5 protein-coding genes are annotated in these 8,904 nt (G+C 33.3%); 4 read left to right on the top strand and 1 reads right to left on the bottom strand.

What is annotated here, in order from left to right:
- From AB4Z29_RS32005 to AB4Z29_RS31990, 4 genes are all read left to right on the top strand, one after another.
- Window positions 1–366: sigma-70 family RNA polymerase sigma factor (locus AB4Z29_RS32005; protein ID WP_441946920.1), on the top strand; the 366-nt coding region annotated here is incomplete at its 5' end.
- Between the two features lie 531 nt (window positions 367–897).
- Window positions 898–1,932: a hypothetical protein gene (locus tag AB4Z29_RS32000; RefSeq protein ID WP_441946919.1), complete on the top strand. Its 1,035-nt coding sequence runs from the start codon at window positions 898–900 to the stop codon at window positions 1,930–1,932.
- 204 nt (window positions 1,933–2,136) lie between these two features.
- Window positions 2,137–6,885, top strand: a complete 4,749-nt coding sequence (avs4, locus tag AB4Z29_RS31995; RefSeq protein ID WP_441946918.1) for an AVAST type 4 anti-phage nuclease Avs4 — start codon at window positions 2,137–2,139, stop codon at window positions 6,883–6,885.
- A 647-nt stretch (window positions 6,886–7,532) separates the two neighbouring features.
- Window positions 7,533–8,606, top strand: a complete 1,074-nt coding sequence (locus AB4Z29_RS31990) for a hypothetical protein (RefSeq protein WP_441946917.1) — start codon at window positions 7,533–7,535, stop codon at window positions 8,604–8,606.
- Window positions 8,607–8,797: 191 nt separating this feature from the next.
- Here AB4Z29_RS31990 and AB4Z29_RS31985 read toward each other — a convergent pair.
- Window positions 8,798–8,904, bottom strand: a 107-nt coding sequence (locus AB4Z29_RS31985; RefSeq protein ID WP_441944359.1) for an IS3 family transposase, incomplete at its 5' end; no start/stop codon positions are given.

The raw sequence follows: 8,904 nt of genomic DNA, 5'->3' as shown, positions 1-8,904 counted from the left end.
GAAATACTTATGCATCTGCGTTCATTGAAGAAAACTCGAAAGGACGTTTCTTTGCATGATCCGATTGGCACGGATAAGGAAGGCAATGAGATCACGTTGATCGATATCCTCGGCACGGAGGCCGATGATATTGTGGATAAGGTGCAGCTTAAGATTGAGAAGAGCAAGATATATAAGAACTTAGATATACTCGATGATCGGGAAAAGGAAGTTGTGATTGGGCGGTTTGGTTTGGAGCATGGCGGGGATGAGCGGACGCAGCGGGAGATTGCGAAGGAGCTGGGGATTAGTCGGAGTTATGTGAGTCGGATTGAGAAGAGGGCGTTGATGAAGCTTTATCATGAGTTTTATAAGGCGAAGCGATAGGGAAGAGTAGAGCTCAAACTTTTAATTTAGCCTTGTCGTTAATAACAATAAAGTTATGATAGTGATTTCCCGATGTTATATCCATTTAAGAACCAAACGGAACACTACCGTTTGGTTTTTTATTGTTTAAGCACTCCACACATGTGGAAGTGGTAGTGTCAGCATCGTAATGAACAAATAAATAAGAATGCTTAAACCACTGTTTTTTATGTTCTATAAGTTGTCTCGACCTATGTAAAGATTTCCTTATAGTGGATAAGGGGAGTTCAAATCCCTTCGCCTCCACCATGAAAAGCCCGTCCGTGCTAGGACGGGTTTTTGTTATGCCTAGAGAAAGTAGACATTTACTAGACATTGCTTTTATAAACCAAGAATTGCGATAAATATAAGTAGATAAAATGTCTAATAAACTGATAGGGCTTAATCATTTGCAAAGTGAAGCGCAATATAAGAAGTAAGTTGTGCTTAATGCTATAATATATATTAAATTTAGCAAAATGGGAAAGAAAATCATTGAAAGGAGCTGATTGAATGAGTGTATTTTCATCAGCTTGGGTTGATGGGAGAATAAGTGATATTGATGATTTAATATTAAAAAATAGTGATAGAGAATTTATGTTTATTATAGATACCAATTTTGCAATTATGGCTAGATACTATGTTAATGATATGGAAGTGTTTAATCAATATTATCTTAGCCAAAAAGATGACTTTGAAAAAATAATCAATATAGTTAAAAATAACGCTTCAAGAGTTATATATGCACTATCTTGTGAGGAAGCATCCAGATCCAAATCGACAGGGAATATAGATCTTGAAAAATATAAAGAAATGGTTGATTGCGTAGGGAAAGTATTTAATATGGATTTTAGAAAAGAATTACTGTCGAATAATGAATTGATTACTGAGGAGATAAAGTATAGTAAAGCACCGCTTTTACTTAAAAATGGGTTATTTAAAAATCAAACAGTCATAACCTATACAACAATTTTAAAGGCATACTTACTTAAACATTTCGATGATAGAGATAGTAAAACAAAAATTAAAGAAATGTTTCACTATATAGCGGATGAAATAAATGCATTTTCCCCTGTAAGTACTTCATTTGTTATCCACTACTTAGGAGAAGAATCGACTATACTAAAAAAAACTAGTCCATCTATAGGAATGGAGAAAATTTTAAATAAAATATATGCAGCTTCAATTGATATGCTTATGCCAACTCAAGTCTCCCAATTGGCAGAATTATCAGGTTATCAAGAAGTGCCAATTTTTATTACTTTCGATAAAGGTGCGAAATTGCTGTTTGACTCACTATTTGTAATGAGTGAACATCAATTAGAGAGTGGAAAGAAAGTTCCAGCGTATTCGACAATGATTTTTTATACTTCAGGCTGGAAGGATACAGATATCCGAGAGTTATGTCTATATGCCCAACAAGTACAGAGAAGTAAGAGGAAACTAGGGGGATCTCAAGAATATGAGCTAATTAGGCTTAATGATTTAGCAATTAAACTTGAAAAAATGTTAATAGAAAAATTGAAATGTAGGTCACAATTAGACTAATTACGGAGAACCGTATCACAAGCAGTGGTAAAGCAGAAGTGTGTGTTAAGGATTGAGGCTTGGATGTTGTTAAATACCCACGAGGGGACTTAAGCATACATATTTGATGCATGTGGAGTGTTGTGTGCTGTTGGTTAGGGAATAATGATTAGAGTTACATTTATAGGTGGTAGATTAAGAAATTAATTGGAAGAGGTGAAGTGAGTGATTAAACCAGATTGGGATATATTCAAAGCAAAATTTAGCTATAACCCTCAGAATAATTTTGAATGGCTTTGTTATTTGCTGTTCTGTAAGCATTTTAATAAGGAATATGGGATATTTAGATATAAGAATCAGTCAGCAATAGAAACAAATCCTATTGAGGTTAATGATGATGTAGTTGCGTGGCAAGCAAAGTTCTATGAAACTCCGCTCTCTAATCATAAAAATGATTTTGAGGATACATTAAATAAATTAAAGAGGGATTATCCAAATGTGAATAGATTGCATATCTACTCAAATCAGGAGTGGGGACAAAACAAGGGACAGGCGCCTCAAGGACTAAAAGATATTGAAAAGCTAGCAAAAGAATTAGATGTTAGTTTGGAGTGGAATTTAGCAAGTTTTTTTGAATCTGAATTTGTCACAGTTAAAAATGATGTTATTTCGAAGCACTTTTTTACATTTGAAAAAAGCATATTCACAATATTAGAAGAAATGCGAGAACATAGTGAAAATCTATTGAAAAACATAAGTACAGATATCTCTTTCAATGAGAATAAATTTGAAATTGAGAGAGAGCAGGAAATGAATCAACTTATCAATGGTTCTCATCAAGTATGTATTATCAGTGGTGTAGGCGGGGTCGGAAAAACTGTCTTAGTAAAAAAAATATATGAACGCTATGCAGAAGATGCACCATTTTATATCTTTAAGGCAACAGAGTTTGAAATAAGAAATATTAATGACATGTTTGGTGATTTCAGTATGAGTGATTTTCTTGGTGCTCATAAAGATATGAAGTACAAAACAATAGTAATTGATTCAGCTGAAAAGTTATTAGATTTAAGGAATACTGACCCCTTCAAAGAGTTATTATCAGCAATCGTTGAAGATAACTGGAAAGTAATTTTTACGACTAGAGATGTTTATCTTAAAGATCTTAACTATCAGTTTTTCGAAATTTATAAAATTGCTCCATTAAATATTGGGATACGTCCTTTGGAACAGCATGAATTAATCATTATAGCTAGTGCGAATGCTTTTACTCTACCTAAGGATAAGAAGTTATTAGAATTGATAAGAAATCCTTTCTATTTAAATGAATATTTGAAATTCTACAAGGATATTAATGAAATTGATTATGTTGAATTTAAGTCAAAATTGTGGGAGCAAAGAGTTAAAAAAAGTAAACCAGAAAGAGAAAAATGTTTCATAGAAATTGCATCTCGAAGAGCCAATACAGGTCAATTTTTTGTTGATGTAAAAACTGAGCTAAGTAGCCAATGTGATGAATTAATGCAAGATGGAATGTTAGGCTATGAGGACGTGGGGTATTTCATAACTCATGATATTTATGAAGAATGGGCGTTAGAAAAAATTATTAATAGAGAGTTCGCTAATAGGTCTGACGAAAATGGATTTTTTATTTCAATTGGTGAATCGTTACCAATAAGAAGGTGTTTACGAAACTGGATATCAGAGAAACTATTGCTTGAAGACAGCGAAATTGTAGAATTCATTGAAGACGCTATTAAAAATGATGAGGTTGAGTCCTTTTGGAAAGATGAGTTATTTGCTTCTGTTTTACTTTCAGACTATTCAAAAACTTATTTTAAGGTTTTTAAGAACGAACTATTGTTAGATGATTGTAGGTTACTGAAAAGGCTAACTTTTATCTTACGAATTGCATGTAAAGAGGTAGATGATGATTTTTTCTCACAATTAGGCATAAAAGATATAAATATCTTTACTCTGGAACACATTCTAACAAAGCCAATGGGAATAGGCTGGGAGGCATTAATCGAGTTTATATATACTAATCTAAAAGCAATTGAGGTTGAAAACATTAATTTTGTTTTGCCTTTAATTCATGACTGGAACGACAAGATTAAAAGCGGAGCTACTACTCGATATGCTGGACTTATTGCTTTGAGATATTATCAGGATATAATTCAAGGGGAAAACTACTATTCAAGAGATGATACACAAGAGTTAATTATTAAGACCATTATTAATGGCTCTAGTGAACTGAAAAGTGAATTAAAGGATATTGTAACTGAAATAAAAAGCAATGGATGGAAGCATCATAGAGACCCTTATTATGATTTAGTTAAGTTTATCTTGACTAAATTAGAGGGGGTACCAGTTTGTAGAGTTATACCAAAAGAAATTTTAGAGTTAGCGGATTTATTTTGGACATATACACCTCAAAAAATTCATATGTTTTCAAGCTTAAGAGATGATATTGAACATAATTACGGTATAGAAAATGACCATGGAGAGTATCATCCGCCTAGTGCTTTTCAAAGCCCGATTTACTGGCTACTTCAAATTAAACCCAAAGAAACTATAGATTTCATTGTAGGTTTCATTAATAAATCTATAGGTATGTACTTAACATCTGATATGGCGTCAAAGTATGATGTGATAGATGAAATCAAAGTCAAGTTAAGTGATGAGCATTATAAAAAGCAATACATAAGTCAATGTTTATGGAATATGTACAGAGGCACAGGTTCACCTGTTAGCCCCAATTTACTTCAATCTATCCATATGGCTTTAGAGAAGTTCTTACTTGAAATGGCTGAAAAAGTGGATGGAAAAGTGTTGGTGAGTTGGCTCAACTACCTACTTGAATGTAGTAACAGTGCTTCTATTTCATCAGTTGTTACAAGCGTCGTATTGGCAAATCCCGAAAAGACATTTGATACGGCAAAGATTTTGTTTAATACAAGAGAATTTATTACTCATGGCATACAAAGATTGGCATTAGAAAGTAGTGCAAAATCACTGTATTCAATCGGTAAAAACTGGGGTATTAATAAAGACAGCTATCATGATAAAGAGAGAATTAAGAGCTGTGAAGACAAGCACCGAAATTGGAGCTTAGAACGACTTTTTCTGAACTATCAAATGTTTGCAACAAGTGAAGGCGGAGAGGAAGAAGCAAAAGAACGTCAAGAAATATTATGGAGTATTCTTGACAATTATTATATTGAACTCTCTAATGAATCTGGACAAATAGCGGTAGATAAGACTTGGCGATTGTATCTTTCTAGAATGGATAGAAGAAAGATGAAAATTAATACCGAAGAGACTGATGAAGGGATATTAATTGAGTTTGTACCTGATATAGAACCAGAAATAAATGACTTTATAGAGGTAAATCAAAAAACGTATAACGAACATATGAGATATGTTCCTTTGAAGTTGTGGGCTGATTTTAAGTCTAAAAATGATGACAAATCTAAGGAATATGAGAAGTATGATAGTAATCCTCAAAATGCATTAGGAGACGTTAGGAAAATATTGGAACGACTTAACGAACCTTATAACCCAGATCTTCCTCAAGAAACGCATGCTGAAAATGAGAGATTCCATTTATTTAATTACCAAATATCATTAAATGTCTGTGTAGTATTAGTTGAGCATTATGTCGATGATTTAAGTGAGGTGGATATAGGGTTTTGTAAGGACATTATAATTGCTAACGTGATATCTTGTGTACAGCCAGAATATTTCTATCAAGTAGGCGATGGCATGCAGGAAGCAATTGCTTCACTACCTAAACTGATGAAGTTATATCCTGATGAAAAGCAAACCATAAAATTATTGCTCCTACTAACATTGTTTAAGGATGAATCTGCTGGTGGGATAATGTCAATTCAAAGTTTTAACGTTTTTTCTATGGTTGCAATTCATAAGATGTGGGAAAACGAGTTTGAGGATGCACATTCATTATTATTAGGTTATTTATTCTTTAAGCACAAGTACAATGAGTTAAGAAACGAAATTCGTCAAGAAAGCTATGACAATGGAGTTTACCAACCTGATTATGGAGAATTATTGAACAGGTTTATAGCTGGTAATGAGTTGAATCTGAATAAGATGGTTGATAATGATTTTTCATTTTCAGATTTAGATAATATTCAAAGTCTTGATTTGATGATGTTATCTAATACTTTAGGTATGATGCCTGTCAAGTTAAAACATGAAAAGCATATTGCGATTGCACATGTAATAATTTCAGTGTTTGCAAAAGAACTAACGCAAGGTAGAGACTGTGACAAAATCGATTATAAGGTACGTAAAGATTTTTTGACAAGATATGCATATATTGTTTTAAATTCAGAAAATATTGAATTACCGAGATTTATTCAGCCATTTATTAATGAGTTCAATTTAACAGAACCTATAGCAGAGATGTTCCAAGAGTTTATATATGCTGAAGATAGAATATATAGTTATGATAATTTTTGGCTGGTGTGGAATGAATTCAAAGATAAAATAATTGAAGCTACTATTGACAGAACTAATAATTGGTACCTAGATAAAATCATCAAAAGTTACTTATTTGCACAAGTTAGATGGAATGACTCTACTAAGGAGTGGAGGTCGCTAAAATCAAATAACATGCGATTGATAAAGACTGTATTAGATCAAATGGATCCACATCCTGCGGTTCTATATTCAATATCTAAACTGTTGAATGACATTGGAAGCCCTTTTGTAGATTATGGACTAATATGGATATCCAATATGTTATCAAAACATTCAGAATATAACGCTTTAAAACTTGAAATTAATACTTCTTACTATCTAGAAAACTTGGTGAGAAAGTATGTCTATGAAAATCGAGAAAAGATTAAAAAGAATAAGCTGTTGAAACAGAAAATTTTAGTTACACTGAATTTTCTTATAGAAAAAGGATCTACTATTGGCTATATTCTAAGAGAAAATATTATTTAAACAATGATTACAGAAATGAGATTGTCTTCTGCCCAGGACCTACCAGATGATCTTCACGACATCATTTTTTTTGTATACTCAAGGCAAATGGAATGCGTGGTAGTAATATATGATGTCGAGCTTTTTCACTTTTTCATGAGAGCAAATGAGGTGCTATTACTTGGTGTTGACCCAGACATGTGACATCTCACTTGAAGAATTAGGGAAGTAACTTGAAATTAATACTTTTGAGGAGAGCTGATCTTCTATCTGCGATCATTGTAGTTCTTACGATAGTAATAGGACGGAACATGGTAATACATTTGAACAAGGTCACCTTTCGTTCCGGATTTATGAAGATAATGAAGAGGAGTATACTTTGTATTTATATATATTTAGTAATGGAGCTTGGAAGTTAAAATATCCAATAGTAAATTCACATTCAAATAATATTAAGGACTGTGTTCGTGAAGCAATTTATTTAGACATTTCCCTTCAGGTTAGGAACTGCCAAGATCATAAATTAGCTTTTTTAATGTATACCACGAATGAATAGAGTGATACAATGCTAGCTTGGGCTAATATTGATACTCCATGCTTGCAGACTTCAGACAGCGCTACAAACAGTTACAATAAAAATAAGTTTATACGCAGAAAGAAGGATTATTGTGCAAACTTATATAGATAGAATTACAGATATATCCAACCAAGCTTACAGCCAACTACTCACACACTTGGCGGCTCACCATACTTCAAACGATATTGCTAAATATATCAAGGACATTGGTTCTGAAGTTGAATTATTTCTTAAAGAAGGCATTTACAATAATACGAGGAATAGAGATACATTTGAAGTACTGGTTAATCATTTAGTAAGCCAAGATGTGTCCCAAACTTCTATCGATTCACTACACGAACTACGAAAAAAATATAACAAAGCTAAGCATGACCCTTCTACAATTATAAGTGGTAAAGAAGCAATGACGATACTTCAAGATACCAATAAAGCCTTAGTAGAAATTAAAAACGTAGGTCTTGGCATATCTTCTAGAAATCAGAGTTATGAAAGAATCCTGTGGTTCGCAGGATGGGATCATATAACATCAGGGGATACAGAAATTAGTATTATGATCCCATCCACAGGAGAACGACTCCCTCCTGCTCTTGACTATTTCAATATTGTTTGGGATGGATGGGAGCCTCTTATTAGTCATTTCGTTAAACAAGGACAACTGTTACTGGGGAGGGAGCAATTCCCTGAAAAAGTATATGACATATTGAGTGGTGGCGATTTTCTGGATGCTGGTGTATTTATAGGCGATTATAGGGAATTAATTCTGGAAATATCTAAATATGTGGATCTGGAGAGAGAAAGCAGACTACTCCCCAATTTACAAAGGAAAAATGATCCTAATGCAATATATTATGCTATGGTTTATGCGACATGTGATGTAATTTCGGAGGGAATGTTTGTTGAAGAACGAAATGAATTAGAAGAAGCATTACTAATAATTGCAAATTATAAGTATGCTGTAGATACTGCTTCGCAATACGCTCGGAAACTTGCACCTCAAATGGTAAATATTTTACTTGAGTTAAAGGAGGAACACCGAAACTGTATAGAAGGACCACTATTCTTCACCGAGAAAACCTTCGGCACTTTAATGACATCGGCATACATTAATTGCAAGCAACCACCAATAAAAGTGACTAATGATGGTAAGCTTTATTCAATAATTTAATTGTTTTTACTAAAACAATATTTGTATAAGTAAAGAGGGAAGCTTCTTATAGCGGAAATATCCCTCTTATTTGTTTCACGTGCAAAATAACAATGCCTACGCTATTGTGAACAACCAACGTATAAAAGACTAAAAACCTTGATGGCCCTCGGAACTGACCCCTGCTAATGAGACAGGGATAAAACACCTAACTAACATGCCAGTTGCCGATACTGAATCGGTGACTGGTTATTTAGTTTCGCTTGAATACGAATATGGTTATAATAATGAATGTAATCTTTGACTATCTGTATCACGA

It is taken from the genome of Paenibacillus sp. 2TAB23, assembly GCF_052115165.1.
Lineage (GTDB): Bacteria > Bacillota > Bacilli > Paenibacillales > Paenibacillaceae > Pristimantibacillus.
This window is presented reverse-complemented; position numbering and strand designations above follow the sequence as displayed.